General features: G+C 73.7%; 14 protein-coding genes. 11 read left to right on the top strand and 3 right to left on the bottom strand.

Annotated features, from left to right (window positions below; genetic code table 11):
• The first annotated feature begins 206 nt into the window (after window positions 1-206).
• The 9 genes from IE316_RS29350 to IE316_RS29310 all read left to right on the top strand — a co-directional run bounded on the left by IE316_RS29350 (window position 207) and on the right by IE316_RS29310 (window position 13,367).
• Window positions 207-1,352 carry an efflux RND transporter periplasmic adaptor subunit gene (locus IE316_RS29350; protein WP_190207557.1) on the top strand — a complete coding sequence of 382 codons (1,146 nt, stop codon included), beginning with the start codon at window positions 207-209 and terminating at the stop codon, window positions 1,350-1,352.
• Window positions 1,349-2,119, top strand: a complete 771-nt coding sequence (locus tag IE316_RS29345) for an ABC transporter ATP-binding protein (protein WP_190207556.1) — start codon at window positions 1,349-1,351, stop codon at window positions 2,117-2,119. Before IE316_RS29350 ends, IE316_RS29345 begins: the two co-directional genes overlap by 4 nt.
• A complete protein-coding gene (locus tag IE316_RS29340) occupies window positions 2,116-3,315 on the top strand; it encodes an ABC transporter permease (protein WP_190207555.1) in 1,200 nt (399 codons plus the stop codon). The genes IE316_RS29345 and IE316_RS29340 overlap by 4 nt, the downstream gene beginning before the upstream one ends.
• 185 nt (window positions 3,316-3,500) lie before the next feature.
• On the top strand, window positions 3,501-5,336 hold the full coding sequence (locus IE316_RS29335) for a gamma-glutamyltransferase family protein (protein WP_190207554.1): 1,836 nt from the start codon (window positions 3,501-3,503) through the stop codon (window positions 5,334-5,336).
• A gap of 86 nt (window positions 5,337-5,422) precedes the next feature.
• Window positions 5,423-6,271 (top strand): inositol monophosphatase family protein, encoded by an 849-nt coding sequence (locus tag IE316_RS29330; protein WP_190207553.1) that lies wholly within the window; start codon window positions 5,423-5,425, stop codon window positions 6,269-6,271.
• 220 nt (window positions 6,272-6,491) lie between these two features.
• Entirely contained in the window at window positions 6,492-7,901 is a 1,410-nt protein-coding gene (locus IE316_RS29325; protein WP_190207575.1) for a phytoene desaturase family protein, read from the top strand.
• On the top strand, window positions 7,898-8,407 hold the full coding sequence (locus tag IE316_RS29320; RefSeq protein WP_190207552.1) for an O-acetyl-ADP-ribose deacetylase: 510 nt from the start codon (window positions 7,898-7,900) through the stop codon (window positions 8,405-8,407). The genes IE316_RS29325 and IE316_RS29320 overlap by 4 nt, the downstream gene beginning before the upstream one ends.
• A gap of 180 nt (window positions 8,408-8,587) precedes the next feature.
• Window positions 8,588-12,472 carry a glycoside hydrolase family 2 TIM barrel-domain containing protein gene (locus IE316_RS29315; RefSeq protein WP_190207551.1) on the top strand — a complete coding sequence of 1,295 codons (3,885 nt, stop codon included), beginning with the start codon at window positions 8,588-8,590 and terminating at the stop codon, window positions 12,470-12,472.
• Between the two features lie 31 nt (window positions 12,473-12,503).
• On the top strand, window positions 12,504-13,367 hold the full coding sequence (locus IE316_RS29310; protein ID WP_190207550.1) for a DUF72 domain-containing protein: 864 nt from the start codon (window positions 12,504-12,506) through the stop codon (window positions 13,365-13,367).
• Here IE316_RS29310 and IE316_RS29305 read toward each other — a convergent pair.
• A complete protein-coding gene (locus IE316_RS29305) occupies window positions 13,348-13,710 on the bottom strand; it encodes an ArsR/SmtB family transcription factor (protein ID WP_190207549.1) in 363 nt (120 codons plus the stop codon). The two genes, IE316_RS29310 and IE316_RS29305, sit on opposite strands and share 20 nt — an antisense overlap.
• 119 nt (window positions 13,711-13,829) lie before the next feature.
• On the opposite strand from IE316_RS29305, the gene IE316_RS29300 reads away from it, so the two are divergent.
• Both IE316_RS29300 and IE316_RS29295 read left to right on the top strand, forming a co-directional pair.
• On the top strand, window positions 13,830-15,299 hold the full coding sequence (locus IE316_RS29300; protein WP_190207574.1) for an AlkA N-terminal domain-containing protein: 1,470 nt from the start codon (window positions 13,830-13,832) through the stop codon (window positions 15,297-15,299).
• Window positions 15,300-15,309: 10 nt separating this feature from the next.
• The gene (locus IE316_RS29295) at window positions 15,310-15,792 is read left to right on the top strand and encodes a methylated-DNA--[protein]-cysteine S-methyltransferase (protein WP_190207548.1); all 483 of its coding nucleotides are present in this window, start codon (window positions 15,310-15,312) and stop codon (window positions 15,790-15,792) included.
• A gap of 96 nt (window positions 15,793-15,888) precedes the next feature.
• Here the strand turns inward: IE316_RS29295 and IE316_RS29290 are convergent, their stop codons facing one another.
• Both IE316_RS29290 and IE316_RS29285 read right to left on the bottom strand, forming a co-directional pair.
• Entirely contained in the window at window positions 15,889-16,482 is a 594-nt protein-coding gene (locus IE316_RS29290; protein ID WP_190207547.1) for a hypothetical protein, read from the bottom strand.
• 223 nt (window positions 16,483-16,705) lie between these two features.
• Window positions 16,706-17,200: an NUDIX domain-containing protein gene (locus IE316_RS29285; protein ID WP_190207546.1), complete on the bottom strand. Its 495-nt coding sequence runs from the start codon at window positions 17,198-17,200 to the stop codon at window positions 16,706-16,708.
• Window positions 17,201-17,220 lie beyond the last annotated feature (20 nt).

The raw sequence follows: 17,220 nt of genomic DNA, 5'->3' as shown, positions 1-17,220 counted from the left end.
GCCCCGTCCGGCCCGCCCGCGACGGGCGTGGGAGTGGTCACGGCCAGGGCCCCGGGAATTCGGCGGCGGGCGATACCGTCCTGAAACCGTCGCTCCCGTAGAACAAAACCAGCAGGCAAATAGGCGCTTGATGAAGGCCAGTCGAAGGAGACGGGTATGCGCGTGCATGAACACGGCCAGGTGCGGCGACTGGGCGGTGACGGACGGTGAGCGTGGTGCCCTCCCCTACGCAGAGCAAGGACCTGGAGCCCGTGGCCGCGGAGCCGGCCGGGCGGCGCAAGGGCCGGCGGTGGACGATCGTGACGATCCTGGTGGTCGGCACCGCGGGAGCGGCCGTCGCCGCCTACCTGGTCGCCCCCTTCGACCAGGAGGCCAAGGCCGAGGACACCGGTGACAAGACGCCCATCAGCACGGCGACCGTGAAGCGGGGCACGGTGTCCGCTCGCACATCGGTCAACGGCACACTGGCCTACGCCGGTAGCTATGAGGCCATCGGCCGGGCGAGCGGTGTGGTCACCGAGGTGCCCAGGGCGGGCGACGTACTCCGCGCCGGCGAGGTCCTGTACGAGGTCAACGGCAAGCCGGTGATCTTCCTGAAGGGGTCCCTGCCGGTGTTCCGGGACCTGAAGGAGGGCGACGAGGGCCCCGATGTCAAACAGCTCAACGCCGCGCTGGTGAAGCTCGGTTACAGCGACTATCTCAGTGCCTCCTCCGACGACTACAGCTACCTGACCACGGCCGCGGTCGAGGAGATGGAGGAGGACTTCGGCCTGGAGGAGGACGGGAAGCTGGCGATGAGCGAGGTGGTGTATCTGCCGCAGAGCAAGGTCAAGGTGACCAAGCTCAACGTCAAACCGGGAGCCCAGGCCCAGCCGGGGATGGCGGTGCTGACGGCCAGCTCGCTGCGCCGGTACGTCTCGGTGCAGATCGACACCGCCTACCAGTCGCAGGTCAAGCGCGGTGACAAGGTGACGATCACGCTGCCGGACCTGAAGACGACCCAGGGCAAGGTGACGTCGGTGGGCCGGGTCGCCGAGTCCGGCGGCGACAACCAGGGCGCCAAGGTGAAGGTGGGCATCGAGCCCCTCGACCCCAAGGCCACCGGCAGTCTCGACCAAGCGCCGGTACAGGTGTCGATCGTCACCGACAGCGCCAAGAACGCGCTGAACGTCCCGGTGAACTCCCTGCTGGCGCTGCTCGACGGCGGTTACGGCGTCGAGGTGGTCGGCTCCGACGGCAAGCGCCGGCTGGTGCCGGTCGAACTGGGCATGTTCGACCAGGACAGCGGACTCGTCGAGGTCACCGGGGACAACCTGAAGGCCGGTCAGCGGATTGTGGTGCCGACGTCATGAGCGAACTCAGCACCCGGACGGGCGATGTCGCGTTGGCGGGTGACGCGCCGGCGGAGAGCGCCGAGACCCCGGTCCTGGAACTGGACGGGGTGACCCGCCTCTTCCCGGGCGGCACCTCGCCCGTGGTGGCCCTCGGCGGCGTGAGCTTCACCGTCAACCGCGGCGAACTGGTCGCGATCGTCGGCCCGTCGGGCTCCGGCAAGTCCACGCTGCTCAACGTCATGGGCACCCTGGACCGGCCGACCTCCGGCGTCATGCGCATCGCCGGCACCGACGTCGCGATGATGAGCGACCGGCAGTTGGCGGCGGTGCGGGCCACCGAGATCGGCTTCGTGTTCCAGCAGTTCTTCCTCGCCGACCACACCAGTGCGCTGGAGAACGTCGCCGACGGCCTGCTGTACGCGGGCGTGAGCCGGGCGGCCCGGCGCCGGGCGGCGGCCGAGGCCCTGGACCGGGTCGGGCTGGGGCACCGCGCCGAGTTCCGGCCGTCCAAGCTGTCCGGCGGCGAACGGCAGCGGGTCGCGATCGCCCGCGCGCTGGTCGGCAGCCCCGCGATCGTGCTCGCCGACGAGCCCACCGGCAACCTCGACAGCGTCAACGGCTCGGCGATCCTGTCACTGCTGACCGAGCTGAACCAGCAGGGCGCCACCATCGTCGTGATCACGCACGACCGGGACATGGCCGCCCAGTTGCCCCGCCGCATCGAGATGCTGGACGGCCGGGTGGTCGCCGACAACGCGCCCCGGAAGGGGGCTTGGAACCAGTGACCGTGACCTACCGCCCCGGACACCTGGGGTTCGTCGACCTCGCCCGCACGGGCAGCGTCGGGCTGCGCACCCGGCGGCTGCGGGCGACCCTGTCGGCGCTGGGCATCGCGATCGGGGTGGCCTCGATCGTGGCCGTCCTCGGACTGTCCGCCTCCTCGCAGGCCGGACTGCTGGCCGAGATCGACCGGCTCGGCACCAACATGCTGACCGTGACCCCCGGCAAGGACATCCAGGGCAACGAGGTGAAACTCCCCAAGACGGCCCCCGGGATGATCTCCCGTATCGGCCCGGTGCAGCAGGTGGAGAACACCGGCGCCACCGGGGCCAAGGTGTACCGCAGTCCGCTGGTCCCGGCGCTCAACACCAACGGGCTCAAGGTCCAGGCGGCGAGCCTGAAGCTGCCCGCGACGGTGCGCACCAACGTCGCCCACGGCGCGTACCTGAACAAGGCCACCGCCACCCAGCCGACCGCGGTGCTGGGCTACGACGCGGCCCAGCGCCTCGGCATCGACCGGATCCGCACCGGGCAGCGGATCTGGCTCGGCGACCAGTGGTTCTACGTGATCGGCATCCTCGACAAGGCCGCCCTCGCCCCGGAGATCGACGCCTCCGTCCTCGTCGGGTTCCCGGCCGCGGAGCGCTATCTGAACTACAGCGGGCACCCCACCACCATCTACGTCAGGTCGCAGACCGAGTACGTGGAGGACGTGCACTCGGTGCTGGCACGGACCGCCAACCCGGAGGACCCGGCCAACGCCACGGTCAGCAACCCGTCCGACGCGCTGGTGGCCCGGGCGGCCGCGGAGTCGGCGCTCAACGGCCTGTTCCTCGGTCTGGGCGCGGTGGCGCTGCTGGTCGGCGGGGTCGGGGTCGCCAACACCATGGTCATCTCGGTCCTGGAACGCCGGTCGGAGATCGGACTGCGGCGCGCACTGGGCGCGACCCGCGGACACATCCGCACCCAGTTCTTCTCCGAAGCGGTGCTGCTCGCCGGGATCGGCGGGGCGGTGGGCGTCTTCTGCGGCGTCGCGGCCACGGTCGTCTACGCCTCCGTCAAGAGCTGGATGGTCGTGGTCCCTCCCGAGGCGTGGATGGGCGGCGTCGGATCGGCGCTGGCCATCGGCGCGATCGCCGGACTGCTCCCGGCGATCCGCGCGGCCCGGATGCAGCCCACCGAGGCACTGCGCACCGTGTGACCCGCGCCGCGTCCCCGCCCCGGGGACGCGGCGCGGGCCACCGGCCCGGACTTGGGGGGCAGGCGGGTACGGAGGGACGCGGAACGATCGATAGCCTGCCGGGGGAGGGAACGGCCCCTCCCCAGGACCCGTCCCGACCGCGCGTCGTCCGGCCCGGTCGACGCGAACAACGAGGTGACAGCCGCGTGTTCACCACCCGCCCCACCCTCCAGGGGACCTTCGGCATGGTCTCCGCCACCCACTGGCTGGCCGCGCAGTCCGCGATGGCCGTGCTGGAGGACGGCGGCAACGCCTACGACGCCGCCGTGGCCGGGGCGTTCGTCCTGCACGTCGTCGAACCGCACCTCAACGGGCCGGCCGGAGAGGTGCCCGTACTGCTCGCCCCGGCCGGCGGCGAGGTCCGGGTGCTGTGCGGCCAGGGCGTGGCACCCGCCGGGGCGAGCGTCGCGCACTACCGGAGCCTGGGCCTGGACCTCGTGCCCGGCACGGGCCCCCTCGCCGCCGCCGTGCCCGGCGCGTTCGACGCCTGGATGCTGCTGCTGCGCGACTACGGCACCAAGTCCCTCGCCGACGTCCTCAAGTACGCCATCGGCTACGCCGAACACGGGCACGCGCCCGTGGAGCGCGTCGGCGAGACCGTGGCGACCGTACGCGAGCTGTTCACGACGGAGTGGACCTCGTCGGCCGAGGTCTACCTGCCCGGCGGGCACCCGCCCCGCTCCGGCGAGCTGCTGCGCAACCCCGTGCTCGCCGCCACCTGGAAGCGCCTGCTCGCCCACACCGAGGGGGCCGGCGACCGGGAGTCCCGGATCGAGGCCGCCCGCGAGGTCTGGCGCACCGGGTTCATCGCCGAGGCCCTCGTCCGGCAGGCCGCCCGCCCTACCCTGGACACCAGCGGCGAGCACCACACCGGCACCCTCACCGCCGCCGACCTCGCCGCCTGGAGCGCGACCTACGAGCCGCCGGTCACCTACGACTGGAACGGCTGGACGGTGTGCAAGGCCGGGCCCTGGAGCCAGGGACCCGTCCTGCTCCAGCAGCTCGCCCTGCTCCCGCCCGAGCTGCCCCCCTACGGCTCCGCCGACTACGTGCACCTGCTCGTCGAGGGCTGCAAACTCGCCATGGCCGACCGGGAGGCGTGGTACGGCGACGCCGCCGACGTACCGCTCGACGACCTGCTGTCGGACCGGTACAACGCCGCGCGGCGGGCGCTGATCGGCCCGGAGGCGTCCTTCGAGCTGCGGCCCGGCAGCCCCGGCGGACGCACCCCCCGGCTCAGTGCCCACGCGCGCGTGGCCGCCGTCGCGGCGGCCGACGCGGGCGCCTTCGACGCGCTGGGGATCGGTGAGCCGACCGTCGCCAAGTCCCCGGCCTCCCCGATGCCGGGGGAGCCGGAGGTCGCCGCCGACGGCGGCACGCGCGGCGACACCTGCCACCTGGACGTGGTCGACCGCTGGGGCAACATGGTCGCCGCCACGCCCAGCGGCGGCTGGCTCCAGTCCAACCCCGTCGTCCCCGAACTGGGCTTCCCGCTCGGCACCCGGCTGCAGATGACCTGGCTGGAGGAGGGCCTGCCGAACTCCCTCACCCCCGGCCGCCGCCCCCGCACCACCCTCACGCCCTCCCTGGCGCTGCGCGACGGCGAACCCGTCCTGGCCTTCGGCACGCCCGGCGGGGACCAGCAGGACCAGTGGCAGCTCCACTTCCTGCTGGCGGTCGCGCTGCGCGACCCGGTCCGCGGCGGCCTCGACCTCCAAGGCGCCATCGACGCCCCCAACTGGCACAACGACAGCTTCCCCGGCTCCTTCTTCCCGCGCGGCATGCGCCCGGGCGCCCTGACCGTGGAGTCCCGGATGCCGGCAAAGGTCGTCACGGAGCTGCGCCGCCGCGGCCACGACGTCCTGATCGGCGACCGCTGGTCCGAGGGCCGCCTGTGCGCCGTCGCCCGGGACCCCCGCACCGGCGTGCTCTCCGCGGCGGCGAACCCCCGCGGCATGCAGGGCTACGCCGTCGGGCGGTAGCCGTCCGCACCCGGTGTTCGTACCGATTCCACCCGGTGTGCACCGGCCGGGCGGGGATTGTCAGTGGTCCGTGGTCTCATGGACCCATGATCGAGGACACCGAAACCATCGACGAGTTTCTCGCCCGGCACACCGAGGACGTGGAGGAAGCCGTCCGCAAGGCCGCCGCCCAGGAGGTCATGCCGCGCTGGCAGCGGCTCGCCGAGCACGAGGTCGACCAGAAGGCCGGGCCGCACGACCTGGTGACCGACGCCGACCGCAAGGCCGAGCTGTACCTGACCGCGGCGCTGCCCGCCCTGCTGCCCGGCTCGGTCGTGGTCGGCGAGGAGGCGGTGCACGCCAATCCGGCCACCTACGAGGCGATACGGGGCGGGGCGCCGGTCTGGATCGTCGACCCGGTCGACGGCACGCGCCAGTTCGTGCGCGGCGAGACCGGCTTCTGCACGCTCGTCGCGCTCGCCCACCGCGGGGTGGTGCGCGCGTCCTGGACCTACGCGCCCGCCCGCGACCAGTTCGCCACCGCCGTCCGCGGCCGGGGCGCCCACCTGGACGGCCGGCGGCTGCACGCCGGTCCGCCGGAGCCCGGCCGCGAGCTGCGGGTCGCCACCTCCCACCCGGACTACACGACGGACGAGCAGAAGCGCGCCCTGCTCGCCCTGCGCACCCCCGGCGTGGCACCCCGCCCCTGCGGCTCGGCCGGACTGGAGTACCTGGCCGTGGCCCGCGGCGAGTGCGACGCCGTGGCGTTCTCCTGGGAGGCGGCCTGGGACCACGCGGCGGGCCTGCTGCTCGTCGAGGAGGCGGGCGGCACCCACCTGACGATCACCGGCGAGCCCTTCCGCATCACGGGGGGCAACGAGCTGCCGTTCACCGCCGCCCGCGACGCCGCGACCGCCCGCCGGGTGGTGGCCCTGCTCTCGGGAGAGGCGGCCTGACCCGGCGGACCCGGGGGTCCGCCGGGCCAGCGGGGTCCGCCGGGCGCCGACGCCCCGGCCTCGGGCGCCGACGCCTCGTCCCGGGGCTGGATGCCCGCCCCTGCTCGCCGACGCCCCACCCTGAATCCCGCCGCCCCCGCCCCGACCCCCCTGCCCGTCCGCGGCCGGGCCTATCCTGATCGCAGTGGCCGTCGGCTGACGAAGGGGTCCGAAGGTGCCGATGCTGGACGCGGTCGTGGTGGGGGCGGGGCCGAACGGGCTGACGGCCGCCGTGGAGCTGGCCCGGCGCGGTTTCTCCGTCGCCGTCTTCGAGGCCCGGGACACCGTGGGCGGCGGCGCCCGCACCGAGGAGCTGACCCTGCCCGGCTTCCGGCACGACCCGTGCTCCGCCGCGCACCCCCTCGCCATCAACTCACCCGCGTTCCGCGCCCTGCCCCTGGAGCGCTACGGCCTGCGGTGGCTGCACGCCCCGCTGCCCATGGCGCACCCCTTCCCGGACGGCACCGCCGCCGTGCTGTCCCGCTCGGTCGGCGAGACCGCCGCCTCCTTCGGCCCCCGGGACGCGGGCACCTACCGCAGACTGGTCGAGCCGTTCCTGCCCCGGTGGGACACCCTCGTCCGCGACTTCATGTCCCTGCCGCTGAGCGCCCTGCCCCGGGACCCGGTCACCCTCGCCCGCTTCGGCCTGGCCGGGCTGCCCCCGTCGACCTGGCTGACCCGCCGGTTCCGCGACGAGAAGGCGAAGACCCTGTTCGCCGGGCTGGTCGCGCACGTGATGGCCCCGCTGAACGGCCTGGCGACCGGCGCCGTCGGCCTGGTCTTCGCGCTCGCCGCGCACGCCCGCGGCTGGCCCGTCGCCCGCGGCGGCTCCCAGGCGATCTCCGACGCCCTCGCCGCCCACCTCCGCGACCTCGGCGGCACCGTCCACACCGACTACGAGGTCAAGCGCCTGGACGACCTGCCGCCCGCCCGCGCCTACGTCTTCGACACCTCACCCGCCGCCCTCGCCCGCATCGCCGGCCTCGGCAACCACTACGACACCTTCCGGTACGGCCCCGCCGCCTTCAAGATCGACTACGCGCTGGACGGACCGGTGCCGTGGACCGCGCCGGAGGCCCGCACCGCCGGCACCGTGCAGATCGGCGCGGACAGCGCGGAGATCGGCGCCGCCCTGCACGCCGCGGCCCGCGCGGGCCGCGCCCCCGACAGGCCGTTCCTCATCACCACCCAGCCCGGCGTCGCCGACCCCACCCGCGCCCCCGCCGGCAAACAGGTCTTCTGGGCCTACGGCCACGTCCCCAACAACTGGACCGGAGACCTCACCGACGCGATAGAACGCCAACTGGAGCGCTTCGCCCCCGGCTTCCGCGACCGCGTCCTCGCCCGCGCCGTCGCCGGCCCGCCCCAGTTGGCCGCCCGCAACGCCAACTACGTCGGCGGGGACATCGCCTCCGGCGCCGCCTCCGGACTCCAGCTCCTGCTCCGCCCCAAGCTGTCCCTGTTCCCGTACTCCACCCCGCACCCGGCCGTCTTCATCTGCTCCTCGTCCACCCCGCCGGGCCCCGGCGTGCACGGCATGTCCGGGCACAACGCGGCCAAGGCCGTCTGGCGGAGGCTGCGGCACACATGACCGCCATCACCCTGGTCCAGGGCGACATCACCCGCCAGCGCGCCGACGCGATCGTCAACGCGGCCAACTCCTCCCTGCTCGGCGGGGGCGGCGTCGACGGCGCGATCCACCGCCGGGGCGGTCCGGAGATCCTCGCCGAGTGCCGGCGGCTGCGCGCCTCGCGGTACGGCAGGGGCCTGCCCACCGGCCAGGCGGTCGCCACCACCGCCGGTGCGCTGGACGCCCGCTGGGTGATCCACACCGTCGGCCCGGTCTGGTCCGCCACCGAGGACCGCTCCGCCCTGCTCGCCTCCTGCTACCGCGAGAGCCTGCGCGTGGCCGGCGAACTGGGCGCCCGCACCGTCGCGTTCCCCGCGATCTCCGCCGGGATTTACGGCTGGCCGATGGACGACGCGGCCCGCATCGCCCTGGAGACGGTACGGGCCATCCCGACCGCCGTCGAGGAGGTCCGGTTCGTCCTCTTCGACGCCCGCGCGCACCAGGCGTTCACCCGCGCACTCGGCTGACCCGCGCGCACGAACCGACAAAGTCCGACGGGGTAATTGATTCGGTTGTGTTCGGGTCCTAGGGTGACCATGTCTCCGTAGTCGCTCCCTCACCGGCAGTCGCGACGCACCCCCCTTCCGCAACTGCCGTCCCCGCACCGTGCGTTGAGCCGCCCCCCATTCCAACGGAAGGCCACGGTCATGCCGCACCCCGTGTCACCCGCCGCCCGCCCCCGCCCGGTGGTCAGCCGCCGCCGGCTCCTGGAGGGCGGCGCCGCCGTCCTCGGCGCGCTCGCCCTGTCCGCACCGCCCGGCCGGGCCCACGCGGCCACCCCCGACGGGCCCCCGGAATGGAACGACTTCGGGGTCTTCCGGCTCGGCACCGAACCGCCGCACACCACGCTCATGCCGTACGCCGGCCTCCCCGAGGCCCTCGCCGCCGACCGCACCCGCTCCCCGTACCGGCTCAGCCTCGACGGCACCTGGAAGTTCGCCTACGCGGACCGCCCCGACGACCGCGACCCCGACTTCCACCGCCCCGACCTCGACGACGGCGACTGGGACCGCATCCCCGTGCCCTCCGTCTGGCAGACGCACGGCTACGACCGGCCGATCTACCTCAACATCACCTACCCGTACTGGGGACCCAACGGCCTCGGCGAGGACCCCCGGCCGCCCGCCGCGCCGACCCGCCACAACCCGGTCGGCCAGTACCGGCGCACCTTCACCGTCCCCCGCGACTGGTCCGGCCGCCGCACCTTCCTGCACTTCGAGGGCGTCAAGTCCGCCCACTACGTGTGGATCAACGGCCAGTTGGCCGGATACGACGAGGACTCCTACACCCCCTCCGAGTACGACATCACCGACCTCCTCAGGCCCGGCACCAACCAGATCGCCGTGGAGGTCTACCGCTACTCCGACGGCGACTGGCTGGAGGACCAGGACATGATCCGGCTGAGCGGCATCTTCCGCTCGGTCTACCTGTACTCCACCCCGGCCGTGCACCTGCGCGACTTCAAGATCGAGACCCTGCTCGACGACACCTACACCGACGCCGAACTGTCCGTCACCGCCGCCGTACGGGCCTACGGCGACGGCGGCACCGGGCGCCACACCGTGGAGACCCAGCTCTACGACCGCCGCGGCCACGCCGTCTGGTCCCGGCCGCTGCGGGCCACCGCCGACCCCGGCACGGTCGCCGCCGGCGAGGACGTCACCGTACGCCTGGCGGGAGCCGTCTCCGCGCCGAAGCTGTGGTCGGCCGAGCACCCGCACCTCTACACCGCCGTCCTGCGGCTGCGCGACCCCGCCGGGAAGGTGATCGAGACCCTCTCGCACCGCGTCGGCTTCCGGGAGTTCGCGCTCCGCGACGGCCTGATGCGGATCAACGGCAAGCCCGTCTCGCTGCGCGGCACCAACCGCCACGAGATGCACCCCGACCACGGCACCGCGCTCACCCGCGAGAACCTGGTCGAGGACATCCGGATCATCAAGCGGATGAACATGAACAGCGTCCGCACCTCGCACTACCCCAACCAGCCGCTCTGGTACGAACTCGCCGACGAGTACGGCCTGTACCTCGTCGACGAGACCAACCTGGAGACCCACGGCATCCGCGACGACTACCCCGGCAGCCACCCCGAGTGGACCGCGGCGTGCGTGGCCCGCGCCCAGAACATGGTGCACCGCGACAAGAACCACGCCAGCGTGGTCATCTGGTCCCTCGGCAACGAGGCCGGCACCGGCTCCACCTTCACCGCCATGCACGACTGGATCCGCTCCTACGACTCCACCCGCGTCATCCAGTACGAGGGCGACGACCGCCCCGGCATCAGCGACATCCGCTCCGAGATGTACGACACCCCCCAGCGCGTCGAGCAGCGCGCCAAGGACACCGCCGACACCCGGCCGTACGTGATGATCGAGTACGCCCACTCGATGGGGAACTCGACCGGCAACCTCTTCAAGTACTGGGACCTGATCCGCCGTTACGACGTCCTCCAGGGCGGCTGGATCTGGGACTTCGTCGACCAGTCGCTGACCTGGCCGGTGCCCCGGCGCACCCTGCTCACCGAGACCGGCCCCGCCTCCTTGCGCGGCGAGATCCTCAGCCCCGCGGGCCGCTTCGACCGGGCCGAGGGCCTGTCCGGCCCCGCCGTCTTCGCCCGCGACGAACGCCTGGACCTGACCGGCTCGCTCACCCTGGAGGCATGGGTCACCCCGCGCTACACCGGCTACCACCAGCCGATCATCGCCAAGGGCGACACCCAGTACGCCCTCAAGCAGAACGGCCGCACCCTGGAGTTCTTCCTGTACTCCGGCGGCCAGTGGATCACCGCGACCTGGACCGTGCCGGAGGACTGGACCGGCCGCGAACACCACCTCGCGGGCGTCTTCGACGCCGACGCCGGCACCCTCACCCTGTACGTCGACGGCGAACGCCGGGCCACCCGCGGCACCGACCGGCGCCCCGCCGTCACCACCGCGCCGCTCGCCCTGGGCACCGACGCCGACAACCAGACCCGCGAGTTCAGCGGCACCATCCGCCGCGCCCGCGTCTACGCCCGCGCCCTCACCGCCGCCGAACTCGCCGACGGCGACCGCGGCCCCGGCGACGACGGCGTGCGCTTCTGGTTCGACGCGGCGACCGTGCGCACGGAGCACGAGCGCCCGGCGCAGAAGACGTTCTTCGCGTACGGCGGCGACTGGGGCGACAACCCCAACGACGGCGCCTTCGTCGCCGACGGCATCGTCACCGCCGACCGCGGCCACACCGGCAAGGCCGCCGAGGTCAAACGCGTCTACCAGGCGATCGGCGTCGAGCGGCGGTCCGGGGGGCCCGGCGCGGTCACCCTGGTCAACGAGTACCTGTTCACCGACCTCCGCGAGTTCGACGGCCACTGGGAACTCGTCGCCGACGGCGAGACCGTGCGCCGCGGCCGGCTCACCCGCGACCAGGTGAGCGTGCCCCCGCTGTCCCGCAAGGACATCACCGTCCCCGTACGGCTCCCGGCCGGCCCGGCGCCCGGCACCGAGTACTTCCTCCAGGTCTCCTTCACCCTCAAGGAGGACACCCCCTGGGCGAAGGCCGGCTTCGAGGTCGCCCGGCAGCAGCTCCCGGTCGACGCCGGCGTCCCCGCCGTCACCCCCGTACCCCTCGCCCGGGTCCCGTCCCTGCGCCACCGCGAGGACGGCGACGAGATCACCGTCGACGGCCGCGGCTTCACGCTCACCGTCGGCAAGCGCACCGGCACCATCACCTCGTATGTCGCCCAGGGCGTCCGCCTGATCACCTCCGGGCCGGTGCCCAACTTCTGGCGGGCGCCCACCGACAACGACCACGGCAACGGCCAGCACACCCGCAACCAGACCTGGCGCGACGCCGGCGCCCGCCGCGCGGTCACCGGCGTCGAGGTCACCGGGTACGGCGGACGGGCCGTCCGGATCGAGGTGACCGGCACCCTGCCGACCACGGTGGAGTCGGCGTACACCACCACCTTCACCGTGTTCGGCAACGGCGAGATCAAGGTCGACAACACGCTGCACCCGGGCGCCCCGGACCTGCCGTACATCCCCGAGGTCGGCACGATCCTGTTCCTGCCGCGCCGCCTGGACCGGCTGCACTGGTACGGCCGGGGCCCCGAGGAGAACCACTGGGACCGGCACACCGGCACCGACGTCGGCCGCTACTCCGGGACCGTCGCCGGGCAGTGGACGCCCTACATCCGGCCCCAGGAGAACGGCAACAAGACCGATGTCCGCTGGGTCGCCCTCACCGACGCCCGCGGCACCGGCCTGCTCGCCACCGGCGAACCCCTGCTGGAGGTCAACGCCTCCCACTTCACCCCCGAGGACCTGTCCACGGGCGTGCGGCACGACTACCAACTCACGCCCAGGGACGCCGTCGTACTGCGGCTGAACCACCGTCAGATGGGCGTCGGCGGCGACAACAGTTGGGGCGCGCACACCCACGACGAGTTCAAGCTCTTCGCCGACCGGGACTACGCCTACACCTACCGGCTGCGCCCGCTGACCGACGTCCGGGACGCGCCCGGGGCGGCGCGCCGCCCCACCACCCTGGATTAAGGGGCCGGGAGCCCGGGGTAACCGGGCTCCCATGGGTGACGTACTGGTCGGAGCGTGCGGATGGACGGACCGGGAACTGGCCGCGAGCGGCTGGTACCCGCGCGGCCGGCGGGACGCCGAGGGGAAGCTGCGGCACTACGCCTCCCGGCTGCCCCTCGTCGAGGTCGACTCCGCGTACTACGCGCTGCCCCGCCGCCGCAACAGCGAACTGTGGGTCGAGCGCACCCCCGAGGGCTTCCGCTTCGACATCAAGGCGTTCTCGCTGCTCACCGGCCACCCCACCCGCCGCGAGGCACTGCCCGCCGATCTGCGCGCCCGCGGCGACGGACCGGCGGGAGGGGCGCTGCTGGACGAGGTGTGGGGGCGGTTCGCCGAGGCCGTCGAGCCGTTGCGGAAGGCGGGGAGGCTGGGCGGCGTGCTGTTCCAGTTCCCGCCCTGGTTCGCGCCGGGCCCCGACGCCGAGCGGAAGCTGGAGGAGTGCGCGGAACGCACCGCGGGCTGGCCGCTGGCCGTGGAGTTCCGGCACCCCGGATGGTGGTCGCCGCCGTGCGCCGAGGACACCCGGGCGCTGCTCACCGGCCTCGGCGTCACCGCCGTCGGCGTCGACATGGCCCAGGGCCTGACCGGGTCCCTGCCGCCGGTGCTGCCGGTGACCCGGACCGGTCTCGCCGTCGTCCGCTTCCACGGCCGCAGCGCCTCCTGGGGCAGGGGCAGCAAGGAGGACCGGTTCCGCCACGACTACGCGGTCACCGAACTGGCCGCCTGGGTGCCCAAGCTGCGGCGGGCGGCCCGGCACACCGAGGAACTGCACGTGCTGTTCAACAACTGCTGCGGGGACGCCGCCGTGCGCGCCGCCGAGACCATGCGGGAGCTGCTCAGTCCGCCGGGTCGCTGAGCCCCAGCCGCAGGTGCTCCACGTGGTACACCGCCTGGTCGAGCAGCTCGGCCACATGGTCGTCGTGCAGCGCGTACACCACCGACCGGCCGCGCCGCTCGCCCACCACCAGACCCAGGTTGCGCAGCAGCCGCAACTGGTGCGAGCACGCCGACTGCTCCATGCCGACCTCCGCCGCCAGCTCGGTGGCGGGCAGCGGCCCCTCTCGCAGCCGGGCCAGGATCAGCAGCCGGGACGGCGTGGACAGGGCCTGGAGCGTGGTGGCGACCTTGGTGACATTGCCCGCGTCCAGACGCACCCGCTCGGCGGTGTCCTTCGCGGGGATGGCGGCTCCGTGACCCATGCCGCCATCTTACGCACCGCCCCCGAGCCGCCCCCGGCCCCGGTGAGCGGGAGGTGGATGTCGCATTCTCGCCAGCCCCGGCGGGGCCGCGGGGCCATCCTGGAGCCATGCGGAACGCGATGCACACCGACACCGAGCGCTGCGTGCGCGCCGTCCGGTCCAAGGACGCGCGCTTCGACGGCTGGTTCTTCACGGCCGTCACCACGACCGGCATCTACTGCCGGCCGAGCTGCCCGGTGGTGCCGCCCAAAGCGGAGAACATGACCTTCTACCCGAGCGCCGCCGCCTGCCAGCAGGCCGGGTTCCGGGCCTGCAAGCGGTGCCGCCCGGACACCAGCCCCGGCTCCCCGGAGTGGAACCACCGCGCCGACCTCACCGCCCGCGCGATGCGGCTGATCGCCGACGGCGTCGTGGACCGCGACGGCGTACCCGGCCTGGCCGCCCGGCTCGGCTACAGCACCCGGCAGATAGAACGCCAGCTCCTGGCCGAACTCGGCGCCGGACCGCTCGCGCTGGCCCGCGCGCAGCGCGCCCAGACCGCCCGGCTGCTCATCGAGACGACCACGCTGCCCATGGCCCAGATCGCCTTCGCCGCCGGGTTCGCCTCCGTACGTACCTTCAACGACACCGTCCGCGAGGTCTTCGCGCTCTCCCCGACCGACCTGCGCGCCCGCGCGCCCCGCACCGGCCCCGGCACCACCCCCGGCACCCTCTCCCTGCGCCTGCCGTTCCGCGCCCCCCTCAACCCCGACAACCTCTTCGGGCACCTCGCCGCCACCGCCGTACCCGGCGTGGAGGAATGGCGGGACGGCGCCTACCGCCGCACCCTGCGCCTGCCGTACGGCCACGGCACGGTCGCCCTCGCCCCGCGCCCCGACCACATCGCCTGCCGGCTCTCCCTGAGCGACCCCCGGGACCTGACCGTCGCCATCAGCCGCTGCCGGCGCCTGCTCGACCTGGACGCCGACCCGGCCGCCATCGACGACCAGCTCCGCGCCGATGCGCTGCTCGCGCCGCTGGTCGACAAGGCGCCCGGGCGGCGGGTGCCGCGCACCGTCGACGAGGCCGAGTTCGCCGTCCGCGCGGTCCTCGGCCAGCAGGTCTCCACCGCCGCCGCCCGCACCCACGCCGCCCGCCTGGTCACCGCGCACGGCGACCCGGTCGACGACCCCGAGGGCGGCCTCACCCACCTCTTCCCCACCCCCGAGGCGCTCGCGGCGGCCGACCCCGGGGCGCTGGCCATGCCGCGCACCCGCCGGACGACGTTCACCACCCTCGTCCGCCACCTGGCCGACGGCTCGCTGCCCCTCGGCGTCGACAGCGACCGGGCCGACACCCGGGCCCGCCTCCTCGCCCTGCCCGGCTTCGGCCCCTGGACCGCCGACGTCATCGCCATGCGCGCCCTCGGCGACCCCGACGCCTTCCTCCCCACCGACCTCGGCGTCCGCCGCGCCGCCCGGGACCTCGGCCTGCCCTCCACCTCGGCGGCGCTCACCGCCCGTGCGGCGGCCTGGCGGCCCTGGCGGGCGTACGCCGTCCAGTACCTGTGGGCGACCGACAGCCACCCGATCAACTTCCTGCCCCAGTGAGGAACACCGCGTGAAGCAGCACACCGTCACCGACAGCCCCTACGGCCCCCTCACCCTGGTCGCCGACGACGGCGTCCTGTGCGGCCTGTACATGACCGACCAGCGCCACCGCCCGCCCGAGGAGACCTTCGGCCCCCGCGACGACCGCCCGTTCGGCGCGGCGATCGACCAGCTCACCGCCTACTTCGCCGGTGACCTCAAGGAGTTCACCCTGGAACTGCGGCTGCTCGGCACCCCCTTCCAGCGCACCGTCTGGGACCGGCTGCGCGCCATCCCCTACGGCGAGACCCGCACCTACGGCGAACTCGCCGCCGAGCTCGGCAACCCCGCCGCCTCCCGCGCCGTCGGCCTCGCCAACGGCCGCAACCCCATCGGCATCGTCGTCCCCTGCCACCGCGTCATCGGCGCGAGCGGGGGCCTCACCGGCTACGGCGGCGGCCTGGACCGCAAACGCCGGCTCCTGGACTTCGAACGGGGGGCAGCCCTGTTCTGACCCGCGCCCGCGACACGCGAGCCCCCGGCCCCTTTCGCGGGGCCGGGGGCGGGTCGTCTCGGGTGGGCGCGGGCGCGGGTCATCTGGTGCGACTGGTTACCGCACCCGCTTGCCCGGCGACGTCTGCGTCTGCGCGGTCGGCGGCGGCGTCTGCGGCTTGTTGGCCTGAGCACTGCTCGCCGTGGTGCCGGGGGGCGGCGAGCCGGCGGGGGCCATCTGCGTCCCGGGCGGAATCGGACTGGTGGGGGCTGGCTGGGACGGGGCGCCGCTCTGGCCCTGCGGGGCGGGCGCGCCGCCTTGGGACGTGTTGGAACCCGAAAGGTGATTTGCGGCGGATTGGCCCAATGCGCCTGCGGCGGCAACCACTAGGCCCCCCGCCTCCACTTGGGGCTGCAGTTCTGGATTCAGCGGTTGACTGGCGGCGGCGGTCACCGCGCCGGCAAACTTCGCGGCCGAGCCGACAGCCTTCGCAGGGTCGTGCGCCCGCGTCGCATCATAAGTCTGCTTTGCCTCGGCAGCCGATGCGATGAGCATGCCAGCGGCAGCTACAGCGGGCCCTGCCGTCGGAGCTTTGGGCGTGAGAAACTTGCCGACGCCGGTTATCAGGGTGCCGCCTGCCACGGCCATGTTGGTCAGATCATCGCTCGTATTCTTCTTGCTCGGTTCTTGCTTCTGAGCCTCCGGGTCCATCGGAGCAGGCGTCGGGTTCGACCCGGCGGGTGCCGGTGCGGGGGAGTTCTGGCTCTGGCCGGTGGTCTGTGGGGGCGGGTTCTGGGGTGGTGTCGACACGGGGGTTCCTCTCGCGTTGCGGGAAATTCGCGTTGGTGTCCACAACGGAGGCGGGCCACGGACGGTTCAACGGGTCGCGCCCGGACCGTCGCGATGATGAACCGGCCGCGGCGTCGCGGAGCCGTCAGCGGTCGACGCGGTGGCCGTTCTCCAGTTCGGCCGGCCCGGTGCCCTCGGTCAGGACGTCGAGGGCGGCCAGGACGCGGGCGTGCAGGGAACCGCGGAGGTGGTCGGCGAGGTCCTCGCGGGGGACCAGCCGCCAGGAGAGCAGCTCCTCCTCCTGGAGCCGGATCGCCTTGAGGTCGTCCTCGGTGAGGACCCCGCCGTCGTACAGGTACGCCACCAGCGGCGGCCGGTCCGTGCCCGGCACCCAGTCGACCGCGAGCAGCGGGCCCAGGGTGACGTCCAGGCCGATCTCCTCGGCCGTCTCCCGGCGCGCGCCCTGCCGGGGCGTCTCCCCGGCGTCGGACTCCACCGTGCCGCCGGGCAGCGCCCAGCCCTCGCGGTAGTTCGGCTCGACCAGCAGGATCCGGCCCTCGGCGTCCCGGAACAGGGCGGCAGCGGCGGCCAGCACCCGGGGGAGGCCGGCGATGTACGTGGCGTAGTCAGCGGTGCTCATCCCGGAAGCCTAACCAGGGG

It is taken from the genome of Streptomyces fumanus (genome assembly GCF_014655295.1).
GTDB classification, from domain to species: domain Bacteria; phylum Actinomycetota; class Actinomycetes; order Streptomycetales; family Streptomycetaceae; genus Streptomyces; species Streptomyces fumanus.
Note: the sequence above shows the minus strand (reverse complement) of the source record. Positions and strands in the feature narration are given on the sequence as shown.

Coding starts and splice junctions, on each gene's coding strand:
- IE316_RS29310 (WP_190207550.1), top strand. CDS start 12,504: ATGGGTGACGTACTGGTCGGAGCGTGCGGATGGACGGACCGGGAACTG.
- IE316_RS29305 (WP_190207549.1), bottom strand. CDS start 13,710: ATGGGTCACGGAGCCGCCATCCCCGCGAAGGACACCGCCGAGCGGGTG.
- IE316_RS29285 (WP_190207546.1), bottom strand. CDS start 17,200: ATGAGCACCGCTGACTACGCCACGTACATCGCCGGCCTCCCCCGGGTG.
- IE316_RS29290 (WP_190207547.1), bottom strand. CDS start 16,482: ATGGACCCGGAGGCTCAGAAGCAAGAACCGAGCAAGAAGAATACGAGC.
- IE316_RS29330 (WP_190207553.1), top strand. CDS start 5,423: ATGATCGAGGACACCGAAACCATCGACGAGTTTCTCGCCCGGCACACC.
- IE316_RS29300 (WP_190207574.1), top strand. CDS start 13,830: ATGCACACCGACACCGAGCGCTGCGTGCGCGCCGTCCGGTCCAAGGAC.
- IE316_RS29345 (WP_190207556.1), top strand. CDS start 1,349: ATGAGCGAACTCAGCACCCGGACGGGCGATGTCGCGTTGGCGGGTGAC.
- IE316_RS29315 (WP_190207551.1), top strand. CDS start 8,588: ATGCCGCACCCCGTGTCACCCGCCGCCCGCCCCCGCCCGGTGGTCAGC.
- IE316_RS29320 (WP_190207552.1), top strand. CDS start 7,898: ATGACCGCCATCACCCTGGTCCAGGGCGACATCACCCGCCAGCGCGCC.
- IE316_RS29325 (WP_190207575.1), top strand. CDS start 6,492: ATGCTGGACGCGGTCGTGGTGGGGGCGGGGCCGAACGGGCTGACGGCC.